We start from the raw sequence: 25,389 nt of genomic DNA on the forward strand, positions 1-25,389 counted from the left end.
ACCCATGAAACACTTTCTGACCGGCACCGCTGCTGCTGCCCTGATGTCGCTGGCGGGCCTCGCCCAGGCCGCGGACCTGAAGATGAGCCACGTGCGCCCGCAGGACACCACCATCGACAAGGAGCTGCGCGCCTTTGCAGCCCAGGTGGACGAGGCCACCGGCGGCGATGTCTCGATCAACATCTTCCCGGCCTCGGCGCTGGGGGATTACACCACCGTGCAGGAGCGCATCAGCGTCGGCGCCATCGACATGGCGACCCAGCCGGCCGCTGCCGCCGCAGACCGCCGGATGCAGATCAGCTCCTTCCCCTATCTGGCCAACAATTGGGATGAGGCCCGCAAGATCTACGGCCCCGGCGGCGCGGTGCGCGGCGTGATGGGAGAGCTTTACGCCAAGCAGGACATCACCATGCTGGCGGCCTATCCGGTTTATTTCGGCGGCATTGCGCTGAACACCGACGCGGTCAGCCCCGGCGACCCGTCGCAATCCAATGGCATCAAGGTGCGGGTGCCCGGCATCAAGAGCTTCCAGCTGACCGGCGAGGCGCTGGGTTACATCCCGTCGCCGATCCCCTTCTCCGAGGCGTTCACTGCGATCCAGACCGGCGTGGTTGACGGCGTAATCGGTTCCGGCGCCGAAGGCTATTACGCGTCCTTCCGCGATGTGACCAAGGCTTATGTGCCGGCCAATACCCACTTTGAGGTCTGGTACATGATCATCTCCAACGGCTCGCTGTCTGAGCTGGACGCCGAAGATCAGGAGGCGCTGAAAGCCGCCGCGGCGGAGTTCGAGGCGCAGCGCTGGACCGTCGCCGAAGAGGATCAGGGCAAATGGGAGCAGCGGCTGGCGGATGAACTGGGGGCCAAGGTGGTGGATCTGAGCGCCGGCGAACTGGCCGCGATGGCCGCCAAGGTGCGCGCGGATGTCTGGCCGGTGGTTCTGGAAGACGTTGGCGCCGACTGGGGCCAGGGCATTCTTGACCAGATCGGCAAGTAATCCCGTATCAAGGACAGGGGCGGCTTTGCGCCGCCCCGCAACCGCAGCCAACCCCGGAGAGGCGGCAGGATGGAAGCAGACTATGCAGTGATCGGCGGCGGCGTTGTCGGCCTGTCGGTGGCCTGGGGGCTGCTGAGGCGCGGCAAGCGCGTCACGGTGCTGGACGGCGATGACGGCGCCCTTCGGGCCAGCCGCGGCAACTTCGGCCTGGTCTGGGTGCAGTCCAAGGGCATGAAGCAGCCGCGCTACGCCAGCTGGAGCCAGCAGTCCGCCGCAGCCTGGGGCGGGTTTGCCGCCGAGCTGGAAGACGGTACCGGCCGCTCCGTCGTGCTGCAGCAGAACGGCGGCTACGATCTGCATTTCTCCGAGGAGACGCTTTACGCCACTGTGGCGCAGTACGATGCGCTGAAGGACAAGCTGGGCGGCAACTACCCGTATGAGGTTCTGGGCCGCAATGCGCTGAGCCGCGAGGAGCCGCATATCGGCCCCAAGGTGGCGGGCGCGATCCTGCATCATCAGGATGGCCACGCAAACCCGCTGCGGCTGCTGGTATCACTGGCAGAGGACGTGCGGCGGCTGGGCGGCACGGTTCTGAACGGCAAAACCGTCACCGGGGTATCCAAGCCCGATGCCTTCAAGGTCCAGTGCAGCGACGGCACCGTGGTTACGGCGGGCAAGGTTGTGCTCTCGGCAGGCCTTGGCGCGATGGAGCTTGGCCCTAAGCTGGGCTTCAAGGCGCCGGTGCGGCCGCAGCGCGGCCAGGTGCTGATCACTGAGAAGATGCCAAAGCTGATCAACCGTCCCTCGCTGATTGCCCGCCAGGTGGACGAGGGCGGCATTCAGATCGGCGCCACCAACGAGGAGGTCGGGCTGAATGACGGGGTGACGCAGCCGGGCCTGTCAGGCTTGGCCGCCGAGGCCATCGCGGCCTATCCGGCTCTGGCGCGCGTGCAGCTGGTGCGCAGCTGGGGCGCCCTGCGCATCCTGTCGCCTGACGGGCTGCCGATCTATCAGGAAAGTCCGGAACTGCCGGGCGCTTACCTCGTCACCTGCCACAGCGGCATCACCCTGGCCGCGGCCCATGCGCTGTTCCTGCCCGACTGGCTGGAAGGCACTGCGGCCGCCCCGGATCTGGAGGTGTTCAGTGAAGAGCGTTTCCCCGTTTCTTGAGCTGGCAGGCGAGGGCCCCCGCGTGCGGGTCTGGTTTGACGGCGAGCCGCTGGACCTGCCCGCAGGCGCCAACCTGGCCGCCGCGCTGCTGGCCGCTGGCGTGCAGGTGTTCCGCCACACCCCCGTCTCAGGTGCGCCGCGGGCACCGTTCTGCATGATGGGCGCCTGTTTCGACTGCCTGGTGGAAACCGGCGGCCGGGTGCAGCAGGCCTGTATGCTGGAAGTGGAAGAGGGCATGCGGATTGCCCGCCCGCATGAAGCGGAGGCTGGCAATGCAACGGTTTGACCTGGCAATCATCGGCGCCGGTCCGGCAGGCATGGCCGCCGCATCCGAGGCCGCGCAATTGGGCCTGAGCGTCGCCCTTCTGGATGAACAGAACCGACCCGGCGGGCAGATCTACCGCGACGTGGACCGCGCAGGCGGCCCGCGCGGTGCCATTCTTGGGCAGGAGTATCTGCATGGGGCAACCCTGACAAAAGGCTTGCGTCATTCGGCGGTCACCCATCTTTCCGGCGCTGTTGTCTGGGCCATCGAGGACGGTTTCCGCATTTCCTTCACCCGGCATGGCCGGGCCGGGCAGGTGGACGCGGAACGGATAATCCTGGCCACCGGCGCGCTGGAGCGTCCGATGCCGGTCCCTGGCTGGACCCTGCCGGGTGTGATGACCGCAGGCGCCGCGCAGATTCTCCTGAAGCAATCCGGCGTCTTGCCGCGCCGCGCCGTGCTAACCGGCAGCGGGCCGCTGCTTTACTTGATCGCAGCGCAGATGGTGCGTGCCGGCACGCCGCCGCTGGCGCTTGTGGAGACCCAGGCCGCGGCCGGCCTCATGGCATCCGCCCGCCACCTGCCGGGTGCGCTGCGCGGCTGGCGCTATCTGGCCAAGGGGATGAAAATGCTGGCGGAAATCAAGCGCGCCGGTGTGCCGCGCTATACCGGTGCGGCGAACATCGCGGTAACGGGCAGCACCCGGGCGGAAGCCGTGTCCTTCCGCAGCAAGGGGCAGGCGCACAGAATCGCGTGCGATACCGTCCTGCTGCATCACGGGGTGGTGCCGAACACCCAGGCTGCCCGCTCCATCGGGGTGCCGCATGCCTGGTCCGAAGCGCAGCAGTGTTTTGTGCCTGAGACTGGAAAATGGGGTGAGACCGGCAGGGACGGTGTCCTGATTGCCGGGGACGGTGCCGGTATCAGCGGCGCCATCGCGGCAGAATTTGCCGGGCGGATCGCCGCGTTGAAAGCGGCAGAGGAGCTGGGCCGGATCACATTGCAGGAGTGCGACCGTCTGGCCGCACCGCTGTTCAGCCGCCGCAGCCGGGAAGCCTCTGTGCGGCCGTTTCTGGATGCGGCCTATCCGCCCTATGCAGACGCATTGCGGCCTGCGGACAGCACCATCGTCTGCCGCTGCGAGGAGGTCACTGCGGGGGACATCCGCAGCTATGCCAAGCTTGGCTGCCTGGGGCCGAACCAGGCCAAGGCCTTTGGCCGCGCAGGCATGGGGCCGTGCCAGGGCCGCTATTGCGGGCTGACCGTGACCGCGCTGCTGGCGGAGGCCAACGGGCAGACGCCGGATGAAACCGGCTACTACCGGATCCGGCCGCCGATTAAACCCGTGACACTGGGTGAACTGGCCGCGATGGAAGACCCATCCGCCAATGCCGCTGAATAGGAGAAAATAATGATCGAACGGATCGACACCGGCACCCGCATGAGCAAGATCGTGAAGCACAACGGCGTCGCCTATCTGTGCGGACAGGTCGGCGACGGCGCCGATGTGGCCGCGCAGACCCGCGACTGCCTGTCCCGCGTCGAGGCGCTGCTGGAAAAGGCCGGGTCCTCGCCGAAGCAGATCCTGCAGGCGATTGTGTGGCTCGCCGACATGGAGGACTTTGCCGGAATGAACGCGGTCTGGGATGCCTGGGTGCCCGAAGGCCACGCCCCGGCCCGCGCCTGCGGCGAGGCCAAGCTGGCGCGGCCGGAGCTGAAAGTGGAAATCATCGTGACGGCGGCCTGCTGACAGGTCCGCCGGAAGGTTTCAACCAGGCCGTCTACAGGGACTGTGAAACCTGGCGGGCCAGCTCTGCCAGCGCTACCGACAGGGCATCGGCGGTGGCAGCCGGGCCAGTGCCGTTGACGGGCGTGGTGATGTCAAACCGCTTCACGAATTCCCGCATCGTGCCTTCGGGCGAGGAGACCGCGAACTGGCCGGACAGCTCAAACTGGCCATCGGCGCGGGCATAGACCTGATCCACCCGCACATCCAGGCGCGCGTCCGGGCCGTTGTTCAGCGGCCAGGGTTCGATGGCTGCGGCAGCGCCGGTGCGCTCGTTCAATCCGCGGGCCAGGGCGGCGGTCATGCCGCGGGCCGGATCATCTGCCCATTGCGCGCCACCCAGTGCATAAAGCGCGCCGCCTTCGCCCTCCGCAACGATGTCCGAGGCCGCGGCGTAGGCGGGCAGCGACACCAGCCGCACCTCAATCGAGCGGGAGCGCAGATTGGCGACAGTTTCACCCGGCGCAGAGGCAATCAGATAACGCGGATCATTGCCCCCGGCGCAGGCCGCCAGCAGGGTTATGGGGAGCAGAAATTTCAGGGCTTTAATCATCTTATCTTCCAAACAGCAGGGAATTCGGGTCGCGTTCGATCTTGCGCGCCAGCTGGGACACCGCACGGGCGGCGGTTCTGATCTCGCGCAGTGCGTCCAGGGTTTCGGAGTTGAAGCTGGAGCGGGAGCCATAGGAGGCGATCAGCGCCTCTGACTGGGCCACGAGGCGTTCCAGCCGGGCGGACAACGCTGGCAGGCCTTCTGCAGCGGCAGCTACAGCGTCAGCCGCGCCGCGAGCAGAGGACATGGTTGCATTGGCATTCTCGACCAGCCCGCCCTGGCGCATGTCTTCCAGTGTGGCCTGCATCTCCGCCAGCGCGGCGGTCAGGGCCGGGGGCAGGGCGCGGGCGCCCTCGGTGCCGATCACCGCGTCGGCGCTTTCCATCAGCTGGCTGGCGGAGCGGATCAGCTCCTCGGCCTCCAGCGAATTCGCCTTGGCCGCCAGCGCCCGGAAGTCGGCAACCAAGGCCGGCAGCTCATCCGATGCGGCGGCAAGGCTGGCGGCGGCCTGGCTGCCCTGGTCCAGAGCGGCGGTCAGTTTGGCCGCGGCCTTGCCCTGCTGCAGCTCCGTCAGCATTGCGCGCAGGTCAGCGACCGCGCCGTGCAATTCCCCGGGCAGGGCGCGGGTGCCGGGGTCGGTCACCAGGGCGCGGGCGTCTTCCAGCAAGGCGACGGCCGCCGCCGGGGTCTGGCGGGTGCTGTCGGCGGAGGCCAGGTTCTCGATGCTGGCGAGCGTTGCGATGACCTGTGCCATCAGCTCCTCGACCGGCAACGCGTTGATGCGCTCCAGCATGCCTTCGGCGGTTGCGGTGAAGTCGGGCAGATCGGAGGGGGCGCTGGGCAGTTGCGGGAACGGTTCGGCGGTGCGGGCAAACACCGCAGGCTCTGCATCCTCCAGCGTCACCAGTTCGATGATCAGCTCCGAACTGAACAGGCTGGCAGACGCCAGCCGCGCCCGCAGGCCGCCCGCCACCGCCTGGTCAAGGAAATCAAGCGCCTCTGCCTCGCCCGCGCCGCGCGGCAGTCCCATCAGTGCAGGCTCCAGCAGCAGCTTGGCGATCAGCCGCACCTCGGCTTCGCCGCCGCTTTGAATGGCGGCGTTGAGGCTGCTGACCTCGCCCACCTTGACCCCGCGCAGTTGAACCGCCGCGCCGCTGGCCAGGCCCGCCACCGACTCGTCAAAGGCGACGGCGACGGCAACCCCGCCAGACAGGGTGCGGGCAAACGCGGTACGGCGGGCCGCGGCCTCGTCCGCGTGGATGTCGAAGACGGTGCCGGGGCCAACAGCCTGGCCGCCGTCAAAGACGGAATCGAACTCGATGCCTCCGGCCACCAGGGAGGCGATGCTGTCCACGTCAAGCGACAGCCCGCTGGGGCCGATCGAGACCGAGAAACCAGAGCTGTCCCAGAACCGGGTGGCGGAGTTGATGCGCCGGTCGTGGGGCGCTTCGATGAAGGCATCGACGACAATGCTGTCGCCGCTGACGGTCAGGCGCGGAGTTTCCAAACGCCCGACCTCAATGCCGCGGAACAGCACCGGTGCGCCCTCGGAAATCATCCGGCCGTCATCGGTGCGCAGGGTAATACGCCGGCCGCCACGGCCCGGCTGCGCCAGCGGCGGCCGGTCGGCGCCTTTAAAAATGGTTTGTGCAAGACCCGCGTCCTGATCCCAGCTGCCTTCGATGTAGACGCCGGACAGCACCGTGCTAAGCCCGGATATGCCGCGTGCCGATACTTCCGGACGCACCACCCAGAAGGCGGCATCCGCGTCCAGATAAGGGGCGATCTCCTTGTCGATGCGGGCCTGGACGGACACCTTGCTCAGATCGCCGGCAAAGCCGACTTTTTCCACCCGGCCGATCACCACATCGCGGTAGCGCACCGTTGTTTCATTTGCAGCGATGCCAGAGGCGTTTTCAAAGCTGATGGTGATCAGCACACCGCGCTCGGAATAGGCTTTCCAGGCCACCCCGAGGGAAACCGCCAGCGCCGCCAGCGGCACCAGCCAGACCAGTGAAAGATTGCGCCAGGGCGAAGGGCGCCGGGCCGTGATGTTCATCGGGGCGGGATCAGGCGTGGTCATTCAAATTCTCGCTTTCCGCGTTCCAGATCAGGCGCGGATCAAAACTCTGGGCAGCCAGCATGGTAAAGGCAACCGACAAGGCAAAACTGACCGCTGCCATGCCGGGGGCGATGGCAGCGGCGAAATCAAGCTGGACGAGGGCGGTCAGGATTGCCACCACAAAGACATCAATCATCGACCACCGCCCGATAAATTCGACCACTTCATAAAGCACCAGCCGGCCATGACCGCCAAGGGCTGCCGGTTTGCGGACGGACACCGCCAAATAGGCGATGGCCAGGAACTTGGCCACGGGGATCACGATGCTGGCGAAGAAAACGATCAGGGCCACACCGTAGGAGCCGTGGCTGAACAGTTCGGCGATGCCGCCGATCAGGGTGTTTTCTGAGCTGCGGCCGAAGGTGGTTGTGCGCAGCATCGGGTAGACATTGGCGGGCACATAGGCGACCAGCCCCGCTGCCAGCCAGGCCCAGACACGCTGCAGGCTGGCGGGGGCGGCAGGCGCCAGCGGGCTGCCGCAGCACGTGCAAGCCCGGGCACCGCCCGGGTTGGCGGTTCCGCAGGCGCGGCAGCCGGCCAGCCCGGCGGCTGCGGCAGTCAGGAAGCGCTGCGGGTTTTCAGGGTTTTCCATACGGTCAGCCTGCAAATTGCGTTGTCGGTCAGAATGGTGACCACCAGGAGCGCGGCAAATGCCCAGAAGGCGGGCCCCAGCCCGACGCGGGCCAGGCCGGAGACTTTGACCAGCGCCACCGCCACGCCGATGATGAAGATCTCAGCCATTGCCCAGGGTTTCAGCCGCTCAGCCCAGCGGTAGGCCGTTGCGGCATGCGGCGCGGGGTGCCATCCCAGGGCCATCGGCGCCAGAGTATAGATCAGCGCGCTATAGCGTGCCGCGGGCAGCAGCACGATCAGCAGGCCGGTCGCCAGCGACAGAGGCGCCATCGGCCCGCTGGAAAAGGCCAGCACGGCGTCCAGGACCGAGGCCTGATGCGACAGGCCCTGTGCTCTCAGCTCCAGAAACGGGAAACCGGCCGCTGCGGCGAGCAGGATCAGCGCGGTCAGCGACAGCATCGCGATCCGTGTCATGGCGCCCGACTTGGGCGCTGCCAGCACCGTGCCGCAGCGGGCGCAGCGGGCAACCGAATGTGGCTTCACATCCTCGTCGCGGTTCAGCACGTCGCAGGTCGGGCAGGCAATGAGCTGATCTGTATGCATGTCTCTGCTGTCTGTTTCCGCTGTCTGGCCAGTTGCTGCGTGTTCAAACGGCAGCTGGACCTCATGATCACCAAAATGAGGGCCATATCAATCCGGGCTTGGCATGTTTCGCGGCCGCGCAGAGCTTGAACAGCGGCGGCCTTTCCGTTTGCGGTGCTCCAGGCCCGCAGGTCCTGTGTGTCAGGCTGCCAGAGATAACTTGCAAGGGGATTGCAAGGTTTGCAACACCTTCAGCCGCCGTTCCCCGTTACAATCAATCGCGCCCTAAGGAGAGCAGGTATGGAAACAGATTGGCTGGAGGATTTCCTCGCCCTTGCGTCGGCAGGAATCTTTGCCAAGGCCGCCAGCGCCAGAAACATCAGCCAGTCTGCCTTCACGCGCAGGATTAAGAATCTGGAGCACTGGGCGGGAGCGGTCCTGTTTGACAGAAGCGTGCACCCGGTGGTTCTGACGGCAGCCGGAGAGGCTTTCCGGCCAACAGCCTATGAGACCATGAATGCGCTTCGCCTCGCCCGGCAGGATCTGAAGCAGCTCGTGCGGCGCGAGGGGGATGTGATCAGTATTTCCGCTCTGCACACACTCGCAATTTCCTTTGTACCAGCGTGGATAAAGAGCATCTCCGCTGCCATTGGCCCGATCAACACTAAGTTTGCGGTTGAGAATTTCTCGGACTGTGTCGAAACGCTGATGGCCGGAACAACAGATTTCATGCTCTGTTATGATCATCCGTCCATTGCCACAATGTCCAAAGATGACCGCTACCCGTCAATCAGGATCGCGGACGACAGGCTTGTGGCCGTGTCCGGCACCGACGCGTTTGGCAACGCGCTCTACCGCTTCGATCAGGACGGTAAACTGCCGTTCCTGGCCTATTCCCCGGAGAGCTTTCTGGGGCGGATGAGCGAGATCTCCATCAAGCGGGCAGAACTGGCGGAAAAACTGGAGATCCGCAGCGAAAACTCGGTGGCTGAAGCGCAGAAAGCGGCCTGTGCGGAAGGATTGGGAGTGGCCTGGCTGCCCCGGATGACAATCCTGCCACTGCTTGATCAGGGCAAGCTTGTGCGCATCAGCGACGACGTATCTGAACGCCGGATGTCCATCAAGCTGTACCGCTCGATTGAAAGAAGCCGCCCGTCCGTGGAGCGGTTTTGGACACTGGCAGAAAGCGCCGCCTCATCAGCGCGGTAAACGCTGCCGCAGGCCTCAGGGGTTTTGAGCCAGCATCCAGAAGCGCTCCAGTTCAGCTCTGGAACGTTCGATTGACCGGTAAAGCTTTATGTCAATGTCGAGTTCGAATTCCGGACTGCTGATTTTGTGCAGTGTGCCGTCTTTCAGCTCCCGCGCCGCAGCCCCTTCGGGCAGGAAGGCAACTCCCAGGCCGGCCAGACAGGCGGACTTGAGTGCTTCAGCCACCGAATTCTCATAGATAGGATCCACTTTGCCGCTTAAGTTTCCCCGTTTCAGGCAAACCTGGGACACCCGGCCCAGAAAGGTGTCAGGTGAATAAGACAAAAGCGGCACCGTGTCATCGCCCTCCAAGATGAACTTGGTGCGCCCGTCAGCACCGGCACCGCTGACAGCTATGATCCGGTCTTTGGCAATCGTCGAGGACGGGTACCGGTTTTCATCAGAAATCGTGGGGACAGCGGGGTGGTGGTAGCACAGCATGAAGTCTGCGCTTCCGCACAGTATCGCCTCCGCGCAGCCTGAAAAGTTTTCCGCAACCAGCCTGGATTTGATGGGGCCAAGATGACTGGACATGCGCATGAGCCACGCCGGAAAGAAGGAAATGGCCAGGGTGTGAAGCGCGACGAAGTCCAGCACTGATGCTTCCTGGCGGGACAGGCCGCGTATATCGCTTTTAGATTGCTTCAGCGCCGCAACTGTGTCGATAGCGGTTTGCTTGAAAGCCTTGCCTGCCACGGTGAGCTCGACAGGGTGCACGCTCCTGTCAAACAAGGGTGTCCCTGTCCAGTTTTCCAGGTTTTTAATCCGCCGCGTAAAGGCAGACTGGCTTATGTTGCGCGCATCCGCGGCGCGGGCAAACACACCCGCGGCCGAAAGGGCCAGGAAGTCTTCCAGCCAGTCGATCTCCACCTGTCTTCTCCATCTGAATGGGATCTCTGAACGGTAGGAGCGGGTTGCAAAGTTTGCAACATCCTTGCGCTGGTTGTCATGGTTGCATGGGGTGGGCAGCAGTAAGTTCCGGCCTGCACGATAACGGTCTCCCGGCTCCGCGTGTTCTGATGCCGGCGCGAGACCGCAGAAAAGGTCCCAGATGATGAGCAACTACCGAACAGAGTCCGACAGTCTTGGCCCGGTGAAGATCCCGCTGGCCGCCGCGTGGGGCAGTCAGACCCAGCGGGCGCTGGAGAACTTCCCGATAACAGGGGTTTCAATCAGCCACTATCCGGAATTGATCACCGGTCTGGCCTCCGTCAAAAAGGCCTGTGCGCTGGCGAACCGGGATCTAGGTGCTTTGCCCGCCGGGAAAGCGGCGGCCATTGCCGGCATCTGCGATGAGATCATTGCCGGCCGCCACCACAATCAGTTTGTTGTCGATGTCATGCAAGGCGGCGCAGGCACATCGACCAATATGAATGCCAACGAGGTCATCGCGAATCTCGGGCTGAAGAAGCTGGGTGCGGATTTTGGCGCCTACGGGCGGCTTCACCCGAATGATGACGTGAACCGCTCGCAATCCACAAACGATGTCTATCCCACAGCAATCCGGCTGGCTGTCCTCTCGCGGATCACGCCCCTGATTGAGGCAATGCACGGGCTGACCAATTCATTCGGCAACAAGGCAGCGGAGTTTCAGAAAATTATGAAGGTCGGGCGCACGCAGCTTCAGGATGCTGTGCCGATGCCGCTTGGCGCCGAGTTCCGGGGTTATGCCACGACGATAAATGAGGACGCTGACCGGCTATGCGACCTGTCCCGACTTCTGACAGAAGTGAACCTGGGAGGCACGGCAATTGGTACCGGCATCAATGCACCTGCGCACTTCGGTGAAGCAGCTGTTGCGCACCTGCGGGACATCACGGGCGAACCGCTTCAACTGGCCGCGGACCTCATAGAGGCCTCCTCTGATCTCGGCGCCTTTGTGATGTTTTCCAGCACGCTCAAGCGGGTTGGCATCAAGCTGTCCAAGATTTGCAACGATTTGCGCCTCATGTCTTCCGGGCCGCGGGCAGGGATTGGCGAAATCATTTTGCCGGCGGTCCAGGCAGGGTCTTCGATCATGCCTGGAAAAATCAATCCGGTCATTCCGGAAGTGGTCAATCAAGTTTGCTATCAGGCGATTGGCAATGATCTGACTGTCACGATGGCCGCCGAGGCAGGCCAGTTTCAGCTCAACGCGATGGAACCTGTCATCATCCACAAGGTGCTGGAAACAATGGGGTCACTGACCAGTGCAATGAACGTGCTGCGAACCCGGTGCGTGGACGGCATCATCGCAGATGAGGACAGGTGCCAGTTTCTGCTGAGCAATAGTCTTGTGCACGTAACTGCGCTCGCCCCCGTAATCGGCTATGAAGCCGCGACCAAACTTGCGAAATATGCGCAGGAAAACGGTCTGAGTCTGCAGTCCGCTGCACTGCCGGCATTGCCGGAAGAATTGGCCGAGACAGCTCTGAAACATCTTCAGGGCAGGATACCGGAGAACGCCTGATGAACAGAAACCAGTCTCTCCGCCTGGGAATTGTCGGAGGCTTGGGCGCCCTCGCCGGGGCCGACCTGCTGAACAGAATTGTGCAGATGACTCCTGTCAGGTCGGAAGAGGATCACCGGGAGCTGATTTTCCATCAGAAGCCACTGCGTGAACCTGTCTCCCCCAAGGAGCCGGCCTACATCCCCACACACCGGAAGCTCTATGTATTTGATACGCTGTCCCGCATGCAGAGGGATGGATGCGATGCGGCTCTTCTGCCTTGTTTTGTCACGCATAGTTTCCTGCATGAACTGGAAGATGAGCTTGAGCTGAAGCTGATCAGCATGACCGGCGCGATCACGGCTGCTGTTGCGAAGCTGAAACCCCAACCGGAGAAGATTGGCGTCATCGCAACGCCTTTTGTCAGGGAGAACGGCCTGTTCGAGAACCTGTTCGGCGAGGATGTGCACGTTGTCTATCCTGCCGCGGATTTGGAACGCGCAGTGATGGAAGCGGTCTATGGCGGCAACGGTTTCAAAACAGGCAACCGCAGGGATGAGGTGCTGCAGCCCATCAACGCAGCCCTTGCCAGTCTATCGGAGCAGGGGGCGGCGGTTTTTGTGCCCGGGCTTTCCGAATTGCCTCTGCTGCTTGATCAGCTAGACCTGCCAAAGGGAATGACAGCCATCGACACCGCGGCGGTTTATGCGGAACACGCGCTGGAGGAGACGCAACCAGGCCGCCGCCGCCGGTTCAAGGTCGGTGTGGTTGGCGGCGTCGGGCCTGCCGCAACGGTGGATTTCCTGGCTAAGCTGGTCAAGGGGACAGAGGCCGCCTGCGATCAGGATCACATCAAGGTGCTGGTCGAACAAAACCCGCAGATTCCTGACCGGACGGAAAACCTGGTGGGATCAGGTGCCGATCCGACGGTCGCCCTCTATTCCACCTGCAAGAAGCTGGAACGCGGCGGGGCCGATATTCTGGTTATCCCCTGCAACACCGCTCACGCCTATGTCGATCGTATCCAGCGCCATCTTGACGTTCCGATCATCAGCATTTTGTCGGCTGCCACTGACCACATTAAGGAAAACGCGCCTGCGACACGCAGAGTCGGCATACTTGGCACAGATGGAACAATACGAAGCGGCCTGTATCAGCAGGCTCTCGAGGAGGCTGGCCTTAGTTATATCGTTCCCGATGAACAGCATCAAAACCTGGTCATGGAATCCATCTACGGCCCGGGCGGCGTAAAGGCGGGGCACACCGAGGGTCTCTGCAAGGAGCAGATAACCCGGGCGTTTTCCCATCTGGTTGCGCGCGGCGCCGAGGCGGTCATTCTCGGCTGCACGGAACTCCCTCTGCTTGTAACCGCGGGCACCGGCGATCTAGGGGCGCTGGCCGTTGACCCAACCGATGTGCTGGCCCGTAAATGCGTGCAACTGGCAAAGGCCTAGGGTCCTGATCCGGTTTCTTCCTGGAAGCTGAAAGGGCGTTGCAAAACTTGCAATGCCCTTTCCATGTTTGCGTGACGTTGCCTGCCATCGAACTGGTACCATGCTGCGACTGCCGGCAGCCCGATCCGGTCGGCTGCCTTGGAAAGGGAGGTCCTTATGGCGAATACCAGTCAAAAAACAGGGTTTTTGGCACCCTGGAGAAACATGCTTTTGTGGAAGCAAATTGTGATCGCACTTGTTCTCGGCGTGATTACAGGCGTTCTGCTGAACGCAACCGGCAACCAGGCAATTGCCGGCATGATCAAGAACATCGGGACCTTGTTCCTGTCGCTCATAAAAATGCTGATTGTCCCGCTGATCTTCGTGTCGCTCGTCTGCGGCATGACATCCGTCAGCGACATGGCGCGCATGGGTCGAATTGGGCTGAAGTCGATCGTTTTCTATCTGGGCACCACCGCATTCGCGATCACGATCGGCCTGGCTTTGGGATTGCTGATGCAACCGGGCGCGGGCATCGACCTGAGCGCCGCCGCCGCAATGGAGCCCAAGACGTCGCCGCCCTTTATTCAGCAGCTCATCGGGATCGTTCCGAAGAACCCGGTTGCCGCCGCCGCAGACGGAAACGTTCTGCAGATCATCTTTTTCGCAATCATGTTCGGCCTGGCGATCAACTTGGTTGGCGAAGCAGGCAAGCCAGTGCGGGAATTCTTTGAAGCCCTTAACTCAGTTGTTCTCAAGCTGACGGAGATTGTGATCAGTTTCGCGCCCTATGGCGTGTTCGCACTGATGGCCTGGGTTGCCGGAACCTACGGGCTTGATCTTCTGCTGCCTCTGGGCACCGTCATCGCTGCACTCTATATCGGCTGTGTCCTGCATGCGCTGATCGTTTATGGCGGTCTCGTTTCGGTATTTGCGCGCCTGAACCCGGTTCGCTTCTTCCAAGGCATCATTGAGCCGCAGATCGTGGCTTTCACCAGCACATCCTCCTCGGGAACACTTCCTGTCACAATGACTGCTGTCCAGCAGAATCTTGGTGTGAACAGGTCAGTTGCAAGCTTCACGCTGCCGCTTGGCGCGACGATCAACATGGACGGAACCGCCATGTACCAGGGTGTTGCTGCTCTTTTTGTGGCGCAGGCCTTTGGAATTGAACTGGGCATGCCGGAATACGCCACGATCATTCTGACATCGACGCTTGCCTCCATCGGAACCGCCGGTGTTCCCGGGGCCGGGCTGGTCATGCTGTCGCTGGTTCTGACCTCCGTCGGCCTGCCGCTTGAAGGTGTTGCCATCATTGCAGGCATTGACCGCATTCTCGACATGGCGCGCACCTCGCTCAATGTCACGGGCGACGCAGCCTGCACAGTGCTCATTGCGAAGTCTGAAGATCAAATTGATCTGGAGGCGTATGACACTCCCCATGTGCTGAAAACCCCCGGCGTCTCCCGGGCGTAGTCAGCCACGCACGTCACTGCGGCCGCACCGGCAGGTGCGGCCGGTATTCTTGCCAAGAAGCCCTTGCTTCGCGGCGGGCTTTACGGGTCCGGCGCTAGAAGCCGGCACTCAATATGGTTGAAGAAGCGCTGCCCGCTGCAAAAATGGAATTGCGCACGAACTCGGGCACTTCGGGACTGCTGCTCTGGTAGGCGCCGCACCGCTGCAGTACCTTCCGCAGATCCGGTGATTTTCCCAGATACTCCCAGACCACGCGGGTGCCATACAGCATGTGCCCGCCTTCCGGTTCGATGCCTTGGATCAGCCCGGGCAGAAACGACGGCTCTTCGTAGTCCGAGGCAATCAGGGCAGTGGTCCACATGCCGTTGCCCTGGCCCTGCTCCCGGCTGGTTATGAAGATCCGTTTGTGGGCTTCGAAAACGAGGCCTGCGTGCTTCAGTGTCGATGGAACCGCAAATTCATCATCCTCATAGCGCTCCAGTTCCTTGGAAAACCATTCCTGCCCGCTGCCATAAATGCGCCCGGCGCTTTTGAGCAGATAACCCTTGGACGGATCCGGACTCATGTAGATGTGATAGTATCCCGCGTGGCGCTCCAGCAGGGCAGCATTGCAGCGGTCGCGGCGAACGACCTTCTCCAACTGCGCAGATAGGGGATCTTCGGACCGGGCCAGAACCGGCGGACGCAAGCGGACCAGTTTGGCGAAGGCGGAATGCTCCTGCAGGATCTCGGCCTCATCCACGCCAAAGAAGTCGCAGATCCGGCGCAGGGTGGCCAGCGACGGTACGGTCTGGCCGGTTAGGTATTTGTTGAACTGTTGCCGGTTGATACCGATTCGACGGCATACATCCGAGACAGACCGGCCATAGCTGCACAGCAGCCGAAGATTGGCGGAGAGGCGGGTTTCGGGCATGGTTTATGCTAGTTTAAGCTCTCTTGCTGCGTCCAGCATAAAATTCGCCGCCTATCAGCGCGTGATTTACCGGCTGGCAGCCCTCTACACTGACCGAAAAGAAGCCAACAGATGGAGAGGAACATGACCCAGATTGCTAGAGACCGGGCCAAGCGCGCCTCAGCCTGTGCCGTTGCCGCAGCCGCGCTTTGGGCCGCTGCAACGGGTGCTGCCAGCGCCGAAACCTTGCGCATCGCGGTTGCGGCGGACCCAGGCTATCTGGATCCGGCGTACTGGGGGTCCAGCTCGGAACAGCTGCTGATCGACAACCTTTACCCGCGGCTGGCCAAATATGTTCCCGGAGATGAATGGCGGGCGGAGCTGGATGCGGCGAAGTCCGTTGATCTGTCGGACCCGCAGCACATCGCGTTTGAACTGAAGCCCGGCATCATGTGGTCTGGGGGATACGGAGAACTGACTGCCGAGGATGTTGAGTATTCTTTTGAACGGCATCTGGACCCGGAGCTGGAATCGGGTGTTTCCGCAGAGTTTTCCCTGCTGGAAGATGTTGAAGTTACCGGGAAATACACCGGTATCATCCATCTGAGCGCGCCGTCACCGTCATTCTGGAGCGCGACGTTGTCCTACACCTCGGGGGCGATCATCTCAAAGGCGGCAGCGGAGGCTTCGGACGGGTATTTCGAGGCGACGCCGGTTGCAACTGCAGGTGCCTACAGATTCAAGTCGCATGAGCCGGGTCAGGCTTTCATGCTGGAGAGAGACCCGGACTGGAGCGGCGCCGCGGCGGATTTCGATGAGGTTGCGATCATTGCCATTGCCGATGACAACGCCGCCAAGGTGGCCTTTGATGCCGGTGAGATAGATTACACCTACGCGGCTTCGGCTCTGGAATACGACAGCTGGTCCAAAACGTCAGCCAATTCCGAACTGCGTGCCTCGCTGGATCCGCTGTGGATGGGCATTTCGGAGACTTACGACGGACTGTCGGACATCCGGGTGCGCCAGGCCATTCAGAAAGCCGTGGATGTGCCTACCATTCTTGCCGCAATCTCCAACGGGCGGGCGGATCATGCCGCAGGCATGGTGGCGCCCGGGCTTCTGGGGTATCGCGACGCCGCGCCGATGCAGCGGGATGTTGAAGGCGCGCGTGCATTGATCGCCGAAGCGGGGGCCGAAGGCACCGTCTTGCGGCTTGACTTCGTCAACACGGCCAACCGGGCAACCATTGCCCAGATCGTTCAGGCAAACCTTGCCGAGATCGGCCTGGTGGTAGATCTGAACGGACAGGACGAGGGCACGTTCTGGAGCGTTGACGAATCCCGGGCCGCTGATCTGCAGCTGCATGTGAAATCCTGGACTGGCAATCCGGATGGCCTTTACATGATGCAGTATTTCACCTCGGACCAGGTGGGGGTCTGGAACTGGGAAGGCCTGAGCAACCCGGAATACGACGCCCTGGTACAGAAGGCGCGCACGAGCACGGATGACACGGAGCGCGGCAAACTCTACGCGCAAATGCAGGCGCTCATGGTGGACTCCGGCAACTTCCTGTTTCTGACCAATGAGCCCTTGACCATACTGTGGAACGACAAGGTTGTCCCGGCGACCCTGCCGGACGGCCGCCCGGTCTTCGCCGGGTTCAAGAAGGCTGGCAGCTGACCTCCCTCCTGCCGGGCGGCGGCGCTCTGCTCCTCCCGGATCTTTCTCTCAAGGGACCTCCAATATGCTTGGCTATATCTTCCGCCGCATCTGTCTTGGGGTGACTGTGCTGATCCTGGCTGTCTCGACGCTTTATGTGCTGGTGCAGCTTGCCCCCGGAGATCCGGCCAGCGCCATGCTGGGGCCGCGGGCAACCCCGGCGATCAAGGCGGAATTTGCCGAGCGCCTGGGGCTGGATCAGCCGATGCCGGTGCAGATCGTGAAGTATCTCGGCGCGGTTGTGCAGGGTGATCTGGGCACTGATTTGCGCAGCCGCCTGCCGGTCAGGGATGTGTTGATGGCGCATCTTCCGCATACAGTTCATCTTGTGGCAGCAGCGATGCTGCTGGCGGCTGGCCTCGGCATCCCGCTGGGCTGTCTGGCGGCGGTGCATCGCAACAGTGTCTTCGACCGGCTGATCGGGGTGCTGTCGGTCAGCGTCATCGCGGTGCCCTCAGTGATCATCGCAATCTACGGCATGCTGCTGTTCTCGGCGCACCTGGGCTGGCTGCCTGCGATCGGCGCCGGTGAAGGGGGCCTCTGGTCCACGTTGCATCACCTGATCATGCCAGCAGTGGCGGTCGGCATCGGCTGGGTCGGCTATCTGGCCAGGCTGGTGCGCGCTTCGATGATCGAAGTGCTGTCGGCAAATTACATCCGCAATGCCCGTTCTTTCGGGCTGACCGAGCCGCGCATCATCTCCCGCTATGCGTTGCGGGTGGCGGTGGCGCCGACCGTTACCGTGCTGGGGGTGGGCGCCGGCTACATGCTGGGCAGCGCGGTCTTTGCCGAGATCGTCTTTGCCCGGCCGGGCATCGGCAAGCTGATGTATGACGCGGTGATCCTGCGCAATTATCCGGTGACATTGGGCGCTGTGCTGGCCTCCAGCGCGCTGCTGATCGCCGCAACCACCGCCGCAGACATCCTCAACGCCATCATCGATCCCCGCTTCAAGGAGAGCCAGGAATGACTGCAACGGACGCACAAGGTCTGGTGCCGCCGTCGCGGTTGGGCGGTTTCCATAAACTGATGGGCGATCCGATGGGGTTGCTTGGGCTGGGCCTGGCAGTGCTATTGATTCTGTCCGCAGTGCTGGCTCCCTGGATTGCACCCTACGGGCCAAACGCCATGGACATTCCGTCGAAACTGCAGGGACCAAGTGCCGCCCATTGGCTGGGCACCGACCAGCTGGGCCGGGATGTGCTGTCGCGCGCGCTTTACGGCGGGCGGATCGCGCTCAGCGTGGCGCTGGTTTCCACCGCGCTGTCGGTGATCATCGGCGGCATCCTGGGCATGGCAGCAGCGATGGGGCCGCGCTGGCTGGATTATCTGCTGACCCTGGGGTTCGACACGGTACGCGCCTATCCGGTGATCATTCTGGCGCTGGCCATCGTTCCGATTTTCGGCGGCGGCATGGTGGTGCTGGTCGGCCTGCTGGTGGCAACTTCGGTGCCTTACTACGGGCGGATCATGCGGGCTTCGGTCCTGGCGCAGGCCAATGCAGAATATGTTGAGGCGCTGCGGGCGATGGGGGCCGGACGGGTGCGTATCGTGGCGCGCCACATCCTGCCCAATGTGATCGGTCCGGTGCTGATCGTCGCCTCGATGGACATCCCCGCGTTCATCGCAGCCGAGGCAGGCCTCAGCTTTTTGGGTGTCGGTGTTAAACCGCCAGCCTCCAGCTGGGGGCTGATGCTGCAGGACGGCTTCGACTTTGTCGGCCACACGCCGTGGCTGGTTGTGGCAGGAGGCATCCCGCTGGTGCTGGCGACGCTTGGGTTCACCTTTCTGGGCGAAGCTTTGCGCGATGCTTTTGATCCGAAACTTGTCGGGAAGGGCTGAGCCATGGCGGATACACTTCTGGAAGTCTGCGAGCTTGCCGTCCGCTTTGGCCCCATCCAGGCAGTGAAATGGGTGTCCTTTTCACTTCGAAAGGGCCGCACCCTGGGCATCGTCGGCGAAAGCGGTTCTGGCAAATCCACGCTGCTGTGGGCGCTGACCCGGCTGCTGCCGGATGCGGCCACGCTGAATTCAGGCGAGGTCTGGTTTAACGGTGCGGATCTGCTGCGCCAGCCGCCTGCCCGGATGCGGGCGCTGCGCGGCAGCCGGATATCCTATATCTCGCAGGACCCGATGACATCGCTGGCGCCTGGGCTGACCATTGGCCAGCAGATGAGCGATCTTTTGTACCGCGAGCCTTGGTCCAAGCGTGAAAAATGGCAGCGTGCCATTGATGCGTTGGACTGGGTCTGCCTGCCGGACCCGGCAGCACGGATGAACATGTACCCGCATGAACTGTCGGGCGGCCAGCGCCAGCGGGTCTCCATCGCCATGGCGCTGATGCTGGGGCCAGACCTGGTGCTGGCGGATGAGCCGACGACCGCGCTGGACCCGACGCTGGAGGTGGAAATCCTCGAGCTGCTGAAGCGCCTGCAGCAGGAGACCGGCTGCGCCATCATCTTTGTGACCCACCACCTGGGGGTGGTTGCGACGCTCTGCGACGAGGTTCTGGTGATGAAATCCGGCGAACTCCGCGAGTCCGGGCCGGTGCGGGAGGTGTTTGCCGAACCGCAGGATGATTACACAAAGGCCCTGCTGCGCTGCGATCCGGCGCAGATCGAAACCCCGACCCGGCGGCTGCCCACGATGAGCGAGGCGCTGGAGCGTCCCGTGCAGATCGTGCAAGGCCCGACAGACCGGATCAGGGCGGAAGCGGCACCGGTTCTGCAAGTCCAGGACCTGTCGGTCACATTCACGCGGAGCGGCCTGCTGCCGCCTGCCTTGGGCGGCTGGCGCGAGAAGATCCCGGCGGTCCGCAATGTGAGTTTTGACATCCGCAGCGGCGAAACCCTGGCGCTGATTGGAGAGAGCGGCTCGGGCAAGACCACGGTTGCGCGCTCCATCATGGGGCTGGTCCGCCCGGACTGTGGCAGGATCGCCCTCAACGGTGTTGAACTGACCGGCGCAGATGCCGCGGGCTGGAGCAGGGCGCGCGAGCAGGTTGCGATGATGTTCCAGGACCCCGCAGGCTCGCTTTCGCCACGGGTGACCATCGCCGACCAGGTTGTTGAGCCGCTGATCGTGCATGGCCGCCGCGCTGAGGCAACGCGGGCACGGGCCATTGAACTGCTGACTCAGGCGGGGCTGGGCGAAGCCTATGCAGACAGGTATCCGCATGAGCTGTCGGGCGGCCAGGCGCGCCGCGCCGGCGTGGCCCGGGCGCTGGCGCTGTCGCCCTCGCTGGTGGTCGCGGATGAGCCGACCGCCGGGCTGGACGTTTCAGTCCAGGGCGAGGTGGTGAACCTGTTCAACACCCTGCAGGAGCAGATGGGCCTGTCGATCCTGCTGATCACCCACAACATGAGCGTTGTCCGCCATGCCGCCGACCGCATGATCGTCATGCTCAAGGGCGAACTGGTCGAGACGGGCGCTACTGCCCAGCTCTTTTCCCGGGGCAGGCACGAATACACCCGCAGGCTGATTGCGGCGTCCCATCATGCCCTGCCGGACCAAAAGTCACGCAACCAAGAGAGAAAACTTCATGCCGTTGAATGAGACCCTTGCCATGTCCGATCTTGATCTGTGCTATCTGCCGGCAACTGAGCAGATCGCTCTGTTCAAGTCCGGTGAGCTGTCCCCGGTCGACGTTCTGAAAGCTCAGTTCGCCCGGGCTGAAGCGGTCGAGCCGGTGATCAACGCGTTCACCGATACCTATTATGAGCAGGCCATGGACGCCGCCCGCGCGGCGGAAGAGGTCTATGTGAACCGCCCCGGCGATGCCCGCCCGCTGGAGGGCATCACGGTCGCCATCAAGGACGAGATGGACGTCAAAGGCCAGCGCAACACCCAAGGATCGCTGATCTACAAGGATCATATTGCGCAGGAGACCCACCCGGTTGCGCAGCGGCTGAAGGATGCAGGCGCGATTTTCCATGCCCGCTCTGCCACGCCGGAGTTCTGCAGCGCCTGGACCACTGACACCCGCCTGCACGGCGTAACCCGCAATCCCTGGAACCCGGACTTTACGCCATCCGGCTCATCCGGCGGGGCCGGGGCGGCGCTCGCGGCGGGCACCACGACGCTGGCAACAGGATCGGATATTGGCGGCTCGATCCGCGGCCCGGCAGCAGTTTGCGGCGTGGTCGGCTTCAAGCCGCCCTATGGCCGGGTGCCGGATGCGGCCCCGTTCAACCTGGACCCTTATTGCCACGTCGGCGCCATGGCCCGCACGGTTGCGGACTGCGCGCTGATGCAGAATGTGATCTCGGGCTATCATCCGCAGGACATTGCCACTGTGCGCGAAAGGATGACGATCCCCTTCGAATACGGCAGCTTGCAGGGCAAGCGCATCGGCTACAGCCTGGATATCAGCAATGAGGTGGTGACCAAGGACGTGGCCGATCAGACCTTCAAGGTGTTGGACGCGCTGTCGGATGCCGGCGCCGTCGTGGAGGAGGTCAAACTCGGCTGGGGGCATGATGTGCGCGAGGGCTGCAAGAATTACCTCAACCATCTTATGGGGGCGGCTTTGATGCGCGAAGCCGTGGCGCATCCTGACCTCGTCTGCGACTACACCAAGTATTTTGCGGACTGCGCGGCCAAGACCACAGCGGAGGACTTCCTGACGGCTTTTGACACCGCTGCGGATATTTACAGCCGGTTCGGTCCGATGATGGAGAACGATTACTACGCCTTCATCTGCCCGGCCTTTGCCAGCTACGAGATGCTGGCGCAGCAAAAGCCCTGGGACCGGATCACCATCGGAGACCGGGATTTCGACAGCGAATACGACCTGAACACGCTGGCCGTCTTCAACATGCTGTCCCGGCTGCCAACGCTGGCGGTGCCCGCCGGGATCGGAGCCAACGGGCGGCCGGTCGGGGTACAGATCGTGGTCCGGGCCTTTGACGATCCCAGGGCGTTTCACGTGGCCTCGGTGCTGCAGCAGAAAATGCCCTGGCTGGACACTCCAGCGCGGCGTCCGAATCTCTAGTCAGGCGCGGGTAACAACGTTGACGGGAGAGGCGGGCATTGCTTCCTTTGGTGCTGGCAGCATTGCGAGTAAGGACGGAGCGATCATGGATTTTGCCATTCTGGATGGAAGTTTCTTGTCATGTGATGGCTCAAGGATGTGCGGAATTTCAGCCATCGGAAGAAAGTTTTCAGGCCGTCCTGGAGCAGGGCAAACGCCTTGTTTTCCAGGCCTGAACCCGACAGGCGGCATGAAGCACTTCACCCTTCTGGGGGCTGCGGGAGTCACTCAGCAGGGTAATGATGAAGGTCTGTGCCAGTCGAGCAACTGTCGGTTTGCCACAGACTTCGGCCACGACGTGCAGGGTGAGATCCACCGCCCCGGTCTTGCCGCTGGATGACCAGTCACCAACATTGACCGCGCAGACCTTACCCATCGGGGTCAGGGGCTCATCAGTCAGCTGAACTGTTACCGGTTTTGCCAGTAAACCGCACAGCTGCTGCTTTCAAAGACGCCGGCCTTTGCCAGCGTCAGTGCGCTGCCGCCGACTGCGGCCATCTGAAAAACCATGCGCCGGAGGATCTGCAGGGTTGCCCTGAAATGCTGGTTGCTGCCGCCGGCGGGCCGTGCGGCCCCCCGGACAGGCGCATGAACGCCAAAGCTGCTCTGTCTCAAGTAGTGCATCATCATATTCTCTGATGACGGAGGAGCGCTGGTTCAGGCCTTTACCCGGCTCATCGACGGGTCGTAGAGCGGGCTGAGCCGCACCTTGCAGGGGACGCGTTCGGTGGCGACCTCCAGCTCGTAGTCCCCGTTCAGGACATAATCGGCATCCACGCCTTCGGGATTGCGGATGTAGCCGTAGCCGATGGACTGCCCGACGGTGTGGCCATAGCCTCCCGATGTCAGCCAGCCGACGCGTTTGCCGTTGCGGTAAATCGTTTCCCGGCCCAAGAGCACAACGCCGGGATCAGTGGTGAAACAGGCGAGCATCTTCTTGACGCCTTCTGCCTTCTGCGCTTCGGCGGCAGCGCGGCCCTTGAAGGGGATATCCTTCCTGAGCTTCACTGCCCAGCCAAGCCCGGCTTCGAACGGGGTGTGGTCGGGGCCGATATCCGAGCCCCAGGCGCGGTATCCTTTTTCCAAGCGAAGGCTCTCGATTGCACGGTAGCCCGCGTTGATCAGCCCATGCGGCTGTCCGGCCTGCATCAGGGCAGAGTAGACCGTTTGCGCGTATTCCACTGGCAGGTGCAGTTCCCAGCCCAGCTCACCCACATAGGTCACGCGCAGCGCCTGTACCGGGCAGCCGGCAATGCCGATGGTGCGGATGGTGCCGAACTTGAAGCCGTCGTTGGAGACATCGTCACGGGTGACTGCGGAGAGGATGTCGCGCGCCTTCGGCCCCATCAGAGACAACACCGCGTTGGAGGAGGTGATGTCGAACAGCTGGCAATTCATGCCGTCGGGAATGTTGCGGCGGATCCAGTCGAAGTCATGGGTGGCATAGCCGGTGCCGGTGACGATGTAGAACTCGTCATGCGCGACGCGGCCTACGGTCAGGTCACACTCAATGCCGCCTTTGTCGTTCAGCATCTGGGTATAGACCAGCGAGCCGACCGGCTTGTTCACGTCATTTGCGCAAATCCAGTCCATCGCGGCCAGCGCATCGGGGCCTTTCAGCGCGAATTTGGCGAAGGAGGTCTGATCGAAAAGAACCGCCGCCTCGCGCGCGGCCTTGTGCTCGCGGCCCACTGCGTCGAACCAGTTCTGGCGGCCGAAGCTGTAGACGTCTTTGGGCGTCTCGCCCCGGGCGGCATCGGCAAACCAGTTCGGGCGTTCCCAGCCGAGTTTCTCGCCGAAGCAGGCGCCCTGGCTTTTCAGCGTGTCGTAAAGCGGCGACTTGCGGCAGGGGCGGCCGCTGTCGTGCTCCTCATGCGGCCAGGCCATGGTGTAATGCTTGCCGTAAGCCTCAACCGTGCGGGTGCGGACCCAGTCGGTGTCGAAATGCGGCCGGCCGAAGCGGCGGATGTCAGCAGACCAGAGATCAAAAGGCGGTTCGCCGTTCTTCACCCATTCCGCCAGCGCCATGCCGGCGCCACCGCCTGCGGCAATGCCGAAGGCGTTGAAGCCAGCGCCGACGTAGAAGTTCCGCAGTTCCGGCGCTTCGCCGATGATGAAGTTGCCATCGGGTGTGAAACTCTCCGGCCCGTTGGTCAGGGTCTTGATACCGGCATGCTCCAAGGCGGGCACACGGCCAAGCGCCAGCTCCATCAACTGCTCGAAATGGTCGAAATTGCTGTCGAGCAGGGTGTAGTGGAAACCCTGCGGGATGCCGTCCTTGGCCCAGGGGATCGGGTTCGGCTCGTATCCGCCCATCACCAGCCCGCCGACCTCTTCCTTGTAGTAGGTCAGCCGGTCCGGGTCGCGCAGGGTCGGCAGGTTCGAGGGCACGCCCTCGAACGGTTCCGTCACCATATATTGGTGCTCCATCGGCACCAGTGGCACGTTGACCCCGAACCGCTTGGCAAAGGTGCGGGTCCACTGGCCGGCGCAGCAGATCACCTTCTCGCATTCGATGCGGCCATGTTCGGTGATCACGGCGCGGATCCTGCCGCCCTCGATCTCGATATCGGTGACCTTGGTGTCCTCAAAGATCCTGGCGCCAGCCATCCGCGCGCCCTTGGCCAGCGCCTGGGTGATGTCGGAGGGGTTGGCCTGGCCGTCGGTCGGCATGAATGCGGCGCCGATGACGTCGGAGATATCCATCAGCGGCCACAGATCCTGCGCCTCTTTCGGGGTCAGCAGCTCCATCTCCAGACCGAAGGAATGCGCGGTGGTGGCCTGGCGCTTAACCTCTGTCCAGCGTTCCTCGTTGCAGGCCAGCCGCAGGCCGCCGTTCATCTTCCAGCCGGTGCCCAGGCCGGTTTCCGCTTCGATCTTGTTGTAGAGATCGACCGAATAGCCCAGCAGCTGGGTGATATTGGCGTTCGAGCGCAGCTGCCCGACCAGCCCGGCGGCGTGGAAGGTGGTGCCCGAGGTCAGCTTCTTCCGCTCCAGCAGAACGGTGTCGGTCCAGCCCAGCTTGGCCAGGTGGTAAGCGGTGGAGCAGCCGATGATGCCGCCGCCGATGATGACTGCCTTGGCAGTTGAAGGAAGTTCAGTCATGTCAGTCC

The 25,389-nt window shown here is 62.9% G+C and carries 22 protein-coding genes; 15 read left to right on the plus strand and 7 right to left on the minus strand.

Translation table 11 applies throughout. The features are described 5' to 3' along the window. Window positions 1–4: 4 nt before the first annotated feature. The 5 genes from dctP to K3725_RS02275 all read left to right on the plus strand — a co-directional run bounded on the left by dctP (window position 5) and on the right by K3725_RS02275 (window position 4,182). Entirely contained in the window at window positions 5–997 is a 993-nt protein-coding gene (gene dctP / locus K3725_RS02255) for a TRAP transporter substrate-binding protein DctP (RefSeq protein WP_260017248.1), read from the plus strand. 69 nt (window positions 998–1,066) lie between these two features. After that, window positions 1,067–2,167 carry an FAD-binding oxidoreductase gene (locus K3725_RS02260; RefSeq protein WP_260017249.1) on the plus strand — a complete coding sequence of 367 codons (1,101 nt, stop codon included), beginning with the start codon at window positions 1,067–1,069 and terminating at the stop codon, window positions 2,165–2,167. Further along, the gene (locus K3725_RS02265; protein WP_260017250.1) at window positions 2,142–2,453 is read left to right on the plus strand and encodes a (2Fe-2S)-binding protein; all 312 of its coding nucleotides are present in this window, start codon (window positions 2,142–2,144) and stop codon (window positions 2,451–2,453) included. The genes K3725_RS02260 and K3725_RS02265 overlap by 26 nt, the downstream gene beginning before the upstream one ends. Next, entirely contained in the window at window positions 2,440–3,834 is a 1,395-nt protein-coding gene (locus K3725_RS02270) for an NAD(P)/FAD-dependent oxidoreductase (protein ID WP_260017251.1), read from the plus strand. The genes K3725_RS02265 and K3725_RS02270 overlap by 14 nt, the downstream gene beginning before the upstream one ends. 9 nt (window positions 3,835–3,843) lie before the next feature. Next, on the plus strand, window positions 3,844–4,182 hold the full coding sequence (locus K3725_RS02275) for a RidA family protein (RefSeq protein ID WP_260017252.1): 339 nt from the start codon (window positions 3,844–3,846) through the stop codon (window positions 4,180–4,182). A 31-nt stretch (window positions 4,183–4,213) separates the two neighbouring features. On the opposite strand, the gene K3725_RS02280 is transcribed toward K3725_RS02275, so the two are convergent. The 4 genes from K3725_RS02280 to K3725_RS02295 are packed head-to-tail and all read right to left on the minus strand — an operon-like array spanning window position 4,214 to window position 8,069. Continuing rightward, window positions 4,214–4,771 carry a membrane integrity-associated transporter subunit PqiC gene (locus K3725_RS02280; RefSeq protein ID WP_260017253.1) on the minus strand — a complete coding sequence of 186 codons (558 nt, stop codon included), beginning with the start codon at window positions 4,769–4,771 and terminating at the stop codon, window positions 4,214–4,216. 1 nt (window position 4,772) lies between these two features. Then, window positions 4,773–6,854 carry an MlaD family protein gene (locus K3725_RS02285; RefSeq protein WP_260017254.1) on the minus strand — a complete coding sequence of 694 codons (2,082 nt, stop codon included), beginning with the start codon at window positions 6,852–6,854 and terminating at the stop codon, window positions 4,773–4,775. Next, window positions 6,841–7,485: a paraquat-inducible protein A gene (locus tag K3725_RS02290; RefSeq protein WP_260017255.1), complete on the minus strand. Its 645-nt coding sequence runs from the start codon at window positions 7,483–7,485 to the stop codon at window positions 6,841–6,843. The genes K3725_RS02285 and K3725_RS02290 overlap by 14 nt, the downstream gene beginning before the upstream one ends. Next, window positions 7,452–8,069 carry a paraquat-inducible protein A gene (locus K3725_RS02295; RefSeq protein ID WP_260017256.1) on the minus strand — a complete coding sequence of 206 codons (618 nt, stop codon included), beginning with the start codon at window positions 8,067–8,069 and terminating at the stop codon, window positions 7,452–7,454. The genes K3725_RS02290 and K3725_RS02295 overlap by 34 nt, the downstream gene beginning before the upstream one ends. Window positions 8,070–8,348: 279 nt before the next feature. On the opposite strand from K3725_RS02295, the gene K3725_RS02300 reads away from it, so the two are divergent. Next, window positions 8,349–9,257 carry a LysR substrate-binding domain-containing protein gene (locus tag K3725_RS02300; protein WP_260017257.1) on the plus strand — a complete coding sequence of 303 codons (909 nt, stop codon included), beginning with the start codon at window positions 8,349–8,351 and terminating at the stop codon, window positions 9,255–9,257. Window positions 9,258–9,272: 15 nt separating this feature from the next. Here K3725_RS02300 and K3725_RS02305 read toward each other — a convergent pair whose 3' ends face one another. Then, complete coding sequence (locus K3725_RS02305) at window positions 9,273–10,166, minus strand: LysR family transcriptional regulator (RefSeq protein WP_260017258.1); 894 nt, start codon at window positions 10,164–10,166, stop codon at window positions 9,273–9,275. A 184-nt stretch (window positions 10,167–10,350) separates the two neighbouring features. Here K3725_RS02305 and K3725_RS02310 point away from each other — a divergent pair, with 184 nt between their 5' ends. From K3725_RS02310 to K3725_RS02320, 3 genes are all read left to right on the plus strand, one after another. Next, complete coding sequence (locus K3725_RS02310) at window positions 10,351–11,745, plus strand: aspartate ammonia-lyase (protein ID WP_260017259.1); 1,395 nt, start codon at window positions 10,351–10,353, stop codon at window positions 11,743–11,745. 41 nt (window positions 11,746–11,786) lie between these two features. Beyond that, complete coding sequence (locus K3725_RS02315) at window positions 11,787–13,178, plus strand: amino acid racemase (RefSeq protein WP_260017260.1); 1,392 nt, start codon at window positions 11,787–11,789, stop codon at window positions 13,176–13,178. 156 nt (window positions 13,179–13,334) lie between these two features. Beyond that, on the plus strand, window positions 13,335–14,633 hold the full coding sequence (locus tag K3725_RS02320; protein ID WP_260017261.1) for a dicarboxylate/amino acid:cation symporter: 1,299 nt from the start codon (window positions 13,335–13,337) through the stop codon (window positions 14,631–14,633). A gap of 94 nt (window positions 14,634–14,727) precedes the next feature. On the opposite strand, the gene K3725_RS02325 is transcribed toward K3725_RS02320, so the two are convergent. Further along, window positions 14,728–15,546, minus strand: coding sequence for a helix-turn-helix transcriptional regulator (locus K3725_RS02325; RefSeq protein ID WP_260017262.1), 819 nt, complete (start codon window positions 15,544–15,546; stop codon window positions 14,728–14,730). A gap of 123 nt (window positions 15,547–15,669) precedes the next feature. On the opposite strand from K3725_RS02325, the gene K3725_RS02330 reads away from it, so the two are divergent. The 6 genes from K3725_RS02330 to K3725_RS02355 all read left to right on the plus strand — a co-directional run bounded on the left by K3725_RS02330 (window position 15,670) and on the right by K3725_RS02355 (window position 22,616). Beyond that, on the plus strand, window positions 15,670–17,205 hold the full coding sequence (locus K3725_RS02330; protein ID WP_260017263.1) for an ABC transporter substrate-binding protein: 1,536 nt from the start codon (window positions 15,670–15,672) through the stop codon (window positions 17,203–17,205). 64 nt (window positions 17,206–17,269) lie between these two features. Beyond that, the gene (locus K3725_RS02335; RefSeq protein ID WP_260017264.1) at window positions 17,270–18,214 is read left to right on the plus strand and encodes an ABC transporter permease; all 945 of its coding nucleotides are present in this window, start codon (window positions 17,270–17,272) and stop codon (window positions 18,212–18,214) included. Continuing rightward, window positions 18,211–19,086: an ABC transporter permease gene (locus K3725_RS02340; RefSeq protein ID WP_260017265.1), complete on the plus strand. Its 876-nt coding sequence runs from the start codon at window positions 18,211–18,213 to the stop codon at window positions 19,084–19,086. The genes K3725_RS02335 and K3725_RS02340 overlap by 4 nt, the downstream gene beginning before the upstream one ends. 3 nt (window positions 19,087–19,089) lie before the next feature. Further along, complete coding sequence (locus K3725_RS02345) at window positions 19,090–20,799, plus strand: ABC transporter ATP-binding protein (RefSeq protein ID WP_260017266.1); 1,710 nt, start codon at window positions 19,090–19,092, stop codon at window positions 20,797–20,799. Window positions 20,800–20,809: 10 nt separating this feature from the next. Further along, window positions 20,810–22,237 carry an amidase gene (locus K3725_RS02350; RefSeq protein WP_260017267.1) on the plus strand — a complete coding sequence of 476 codons (1,428 nt, stop codon included), beginning with the start codon at window positions 20,810–20,812 and terminating at the stop codon, window positions 22,235–22,237. 85 nt (window positions 22,238–22,322) lie between these two features. After that, window positions 22,323–22,616, plus strand: a complete 294-nt coding sequence (locus K3725_RS02355; protein WP_260017268.1) for a hypothetical protein — start codon at window positions 22,323–22,325, stop codon at window positions 22,614–22,616. Between the two features lie 317 nt (window positions 22,617–22,933). On the opposite strand, the gene K3725_RS02360 is transcribed toward K3725_RS02355, so the two are convergent. After that, window positions 22,934–25,381: an FAD-dependent oxidoreductase gene (locus tag K3725_RS02360; protein ID WP_260017269.1), complete on the minus strand. Its 2,448-nt coding sequence runs from the start codon at window positions 25,379–25,381 to the stop codon at window positions 22,934–22,936. Window positions 25,382–25,389: the final 8 nt, after the last annotated feature.

The organism is Leisingera sp. S132 (assembly GCF_025144465.1).
Lineage (GTDB): Bacteria > Pseudomonadota > Alphaproteobacteria > Rhodobacterales > Rhodobacteraceae > Leisingera.

Coding starts and splice junctions, on each gene's coding strand:
- K3725_RS02345 (WP_260017266.1), top strand. CDS start 19,090: ATGGCGGATACACTTCTGGAAGTCTGCGAGCTTGCCGTCCGCTTTGGC.
- K3725_RS02300 (WP_260017257.1), top strand. CDS start 8,349: ATGGAAACAGATTGGCTGGAGGATTTCCTCGCCCTTGCGTCGGCAGGA.
- K3725_RS02350 (WP_260017267.1), top strand. CDS start 20,810: ATGTCCGATCTTGATCTGTGCTATCTGCCGGCAACTGAGCAGATCGCT.
- K3725_RS02280 (WP_260017253.1), bottom strand. CDS start 4,771: ATGATTAAAGCCCTGAAATTTCTGCTCCCCATAACCCTGCTGGCGGCC.
- K3725_RS02270 (WP_260017251.1), top strand. CDS start 2,440: ATGCAACGGTTTGACCTGGCAATCATCGGCGCCGGTCCGGCAGGCATG.
- K3725_RS02310 (WP_260017259.1), top strand. CDS start 10,351: ATGAGCAACTACCGAACAGAGTCCGACAGTCTTGGCCCGGTGAAGATC.
- K3725_RS02290 (WP_260017255.1), bottom strand. CDS start 7,485: ATGGAAAACCCTGAAAACCCGCAGCGCTTCCTGACTGCCGCAGCCGCC.
- K3725_RS02330 (WP_260017263.1), top strand. CDS start 15,670: ATGACCCAGATTGCTAGAGACCGGGCCAAGCGCGCCTCAGCCTGTGCC.
- K3725_RS02285 (WP_260017254.1), bottom strand. CDS start 6,854: ATGACCACGCCTGATCCCGCCCCGATGAACATCACGGCCCGGCGCCCT.
- K3725_RS02275 (WP_260017252.1), top strand. CDS start 3,844: ATGATCGAACGGATCGACACCGGCACCCGCATGAGCAAGATCGTGAAG.
- dctP (WP_260017248.1), top strand. CDS start 5: ATGAAACACTTTCTGACCGGCACCGCTGCTGCTGCCCTGATGTCGCTG.
- K3725_RS02335 (WP_260017264.1), top strand. CDS start 17,270: ATGCTTGGCTATATCTTCCGCCGCATCTGTCTTGGGGTGACTGTGCTG.
- K3725_RS02320 (WP_260017261.1), top strand. CDS start 13,335: ATGGCGAATACCAGTCAAAAAACAGGGTTTTTGGCACCCTGGAGAAAC.
- K3725_RS02340 (WP_260017265.1), top strand. CDS start 18,211: ATGACTGCAACGGACGCACAAGGTCTGGTGCCGCCGTCGCGGTTGGGC.
- K3725_RS02355 (WP_260017268.1), top strand. CDS start 22,323: ATGGATTTTGCCATTCTGGATGGAAGTTTCTTGTCATGTGATGGCTCA.
- K3725_RS02325 (WP_260017262.1), bottom strand. CDS start 15,546: ATGCCCGAAACCCGCCTCTCCGCCAATCTTCGGCTGCTGTGCAGCTAT.
- K3725_RS02295 (WP_260017256.1), bottom strand. CDS start 8,069: ATGCATACAGATCAGCTCATTGCCTGCCCGACCTGCGACGTGCTGAAC.
- K3725_RS02260 (WP_260017249.1), top strand. CDS start 1,067: ATGGAAGCAGACTATGCAGTGATCGGCGGCGGCGTTGTCGGCCTGTCG.
- K3725_RS02360 (WP_260017269.1), bottom strand. CDS start 25,381: ATGACTGAACTTCCTTCAACTGCCAAGGCAGTCATCATCGGCGGCGGC.